We start from the raw sequence: 3,074 nt of genomic DNA, 5'->3' as shown, positions 1-3,074 counted from the left end.
ATAATGTCAGTACAGATACATCAGGAAATATATTCAAATATGATGTAAATTATTCTGACAAAAAAGATGAATTTAAATTTTTAACAAAAGAAGAAACTATAAAAATAGCCTCAGATTTTATGAATAAATTAGATCCTAATCTAATTAAACAATATAGACTACGAGATATACAAACCTATGTTAAAAATGGAAGTTCTACTTTATACTTTAATAGGTATGTAAATGATACCATAATATCTAATGATAGCATAACTATAGATGTATTTTTTAATAGTAAGTCTGTATGTTCTTTTGAAAGAACAAATTCAAGTTCAAAATTTAAAGATGAAAATTTTCCAAAACTTGAAGATGCTCTTCCAAAAAAGAATATATTCTCAAATATTGAAAATACAAATCCTTTAAGGCTTTCTTATTTAGTTACCGGAGATGAGAAAAAACAAATTGGTACGCTTGTATATACTCACTTATTAGATACAAAGCCCTTAGATGCTACAACTGCTAAGCCAATAGTAACTTATAATAATAATTACAAAGATTCCTCAAAAACTGATGGAACTTTAGCGTTAAATGATGTTGAAATAACTGAAATTGAAAAAATTAAGAATTTAAAACCTGAAAAAGAAGTTCAATCTTTCATTAAAAAAAATTTTAACACTAAAGATTTAAAGCTTGATTCCAAACAACTTATGTTAGATAAAAATAAAAACTACTACTATCTTTTCTACTATTCTACACCTAAAGATAGTTCTATAAGATCTATTAGTGTAAGCGTTGATGCAAAAGACTTAAGCCTACTATCATTTAATGAATATACAATCAATACTGATAATGATTCTGAAATTTCAAAAAAGAAGCCATAAATTTAGCTTCTAAATTTCTAAAAAATTTTAAACACGCTAAAAATATAGATGAAAATAACCCTGTTACTTTATCTTCTGAAGGAATAACAACCATTTTATATCCAAGAATTGAAAATAATATTGCCGTTTATTCTGAAGGAATTACTATTTTAGTTGATAATTCAAGTAAAAAAGTTTTCGATTATAAAACTAATTTCTCAAACGCTAAATTTCCAGCTAAATCTAATATTATAAATTTAGAAAAAGCTAAAGAATTTGCGATGAATGATTTTGGTTTAAGTTATGGATATGTTGGAAGCAAACCAACTCTAATTTACTCATATAAAAATGGCAACACTATTTTAAGAGCTAGTGATGGTACACCTATCTCAATCGTTGGTGATGAAATTCAAAATCCGGAAATAAATTATGAAAATCTGGAAAAATCAAAATATAAAGATGAAATAACCATGCTAACAGACCTTGGAATTGGATTTTATAATTTAAAAGACTTACAAAGGAGCATTACAATAAAAGAATTTATAAATTTGATGGAATCAATAGACTCGGTAACAACAAAAGCCATCGATTACTCATTTATTCCATCTCAATATGAAGACCTAAATCAAAGTGACTTAGAAAATATCTTAACTTATAAAAATGCGATAAAATGGATTTTAAACTCTAAAGGTATTAATAATTTTAAAAATACAACTGAAATTTGGGATAAAACAATTTTTAAAGATTATGATAATATAGAAAAAGAATATTTAGCATATTATTATATAGCTAAATCAAAAGGCATATATGACAAAATGAATCTTTTCAAAATCAAAATATAAGTGCAGATGAAATACTCCATCTCATATATAATGCTGTTATAAAAAATAGAAAAATATAAATCTGTAAATAATTTTGTGTATCAACCTAAATCCAAACTTTTTGTGAGGTATAATAGTTTGGAAATATAGCTTTATTATTGGTTGCTTTTTTAGTTGTCTATTGAAGTTTTCCCTGGCGTATATATTAACTTTCTTATATCTACCGGATATTTGAAATATGTGGATAGTTCTTAACAATTATTCTTGCAAGAACTTACACACAACTGTAGTTGCCAAAAATTCTTTTAATGCTTGTTTAATATCTTGTACATTTTACAGTTGATATTCTTCAATTAACATTTTCGCTATTTTGACACCTCTTAATTCCGGTCTCCCTTGGCATAAATCCCCTCCTAATTAGTTTTTGTCTATTCTAATCAGGAGGGTTCCATACACAAAATTTTACACAGTCTTAAAACAGATATGAATATTTCTTAATGTATCTGATATAACATCCGCATTTTTAGGACCCCATTATTAGTTTCTTTATCTTTTTTTGATTTTAAGACTTTTACAACATCCCCTTAATATTTATTTACAGCGTCCATATTAAAAGTTTCTTTCTTAAAATCATTAATATATGGTAAATTAGCTCTCATTTCAATGACATAATCTAAATCTACTTCCGTTATTAGAAGTTCTTCCTCTGTTTCAGATGCCTTATTTACAATTGAACCATCCGGGCCTACAATCATTGAACTGCCACATAAATTTTCATCTATTGCATTAACTCCGGCAATAAATATCAAGTTATAAAGAGCATTCCCTTGTAGATCTAAATACCATCTATCTTTTGCTTTCATTGACCAATAAGATATATTCAATATTATTTCAGCTCCTTTAAGCATTTGTATTCTCGAAGGTTCTGGAAATTCTATATCATAACAAATCTGCAAACCTACATTGCCAAATTTAGTTTTTACTACAGGAAATTTATCTCCGGAACAATAGATGTTTTTTTCTTTTCCCCACAAATAGACTTTTCTCATATTACTTATAATATTTCCTTCATCATTTACAAATATAGCAGAATTGTATATCTTACCAGGAATTATTTCATCTAATTCCGGATAGCCTGCATATATATAAATTTTATTTTCTCTTGCTAAACGTCTCATTTCTGATACAAAAAAATCATTTTTAGTTTCTGCTATTTTCTGTAATTCTATTTTTGAACCTATATAACCTGTATATGAATATTCAGGAAACATTATCAGCTTACAATTTTTATTACTAGCTCTGATAGTGAGTTCTTTAATTTTTTCCAAATTTTTTTCGGTTTCTTTATTGAATAATTTAAATTGCCCTTGTGCAATTTTAAAATTTCTTGTCATAAAATCTCCTATCAAAATAA

3 protein-coding genes are annotated in these 3,074 nt (G+C 26.3%); 2 read left to right on the top strand and 1 reads right to left on the bottom strand.

The window, feature by feature from the left end; genetic code table 11:
- Together HMPREF9129_RS07165 and HMPREF9129_RS07160 are read left to right on the top strand one after the other, a co-directional pair.
- A partial coding sequence (locus HMPREF9129_RS07165) for a YcdB/YcdC domain-containing protein (RefSeq protein ID WP_004821997.1) occupies positions 1-860 on the top strand: 860 nt, incomplete at its 5' end.
- Between the two features lie 260 nt (positions 861-1,120).
- Entirely contained in the window at positions 1,121-1,681 is a 561-nt protein-coding gene (locus HMPREF9129_RS07160; protein ID WP_004821994.1) for a hypothetical protein, read from the top strand.
- Positions 1,682-2,244: 563 nt separating this feature from the next.
- On the opposite strand, the gene HMPREF9129_RS07155 is transcribed toward HMPREF9129_RS07160, so the two are convergent.
- Positions 2,245-3,074 (bottom strand): carbon-nitrogen hydrolase family protein (locus HMPREF9129_RS07155; RefSeq protein ID WP_004821993.1); only part of this gene is annotated, 830 nt, incomplete at its 5' end.

Origin of the sequence: Peptoniphilus indolicus ATCC 29427, from assembly GCF_000227315.1 — a bacterium.
Lineage (GTDB): Bacteria > Bacillota > Clostridia > Tissierellales > Peptoniphilaceae > Peptoniphilus > Peptoniphilus indolicus.
The sequence above is the reverse complement of the archived record's forward strand: the minus strand, read 5'-3'. Positions and strand labels throughout refer to the sequence as shown.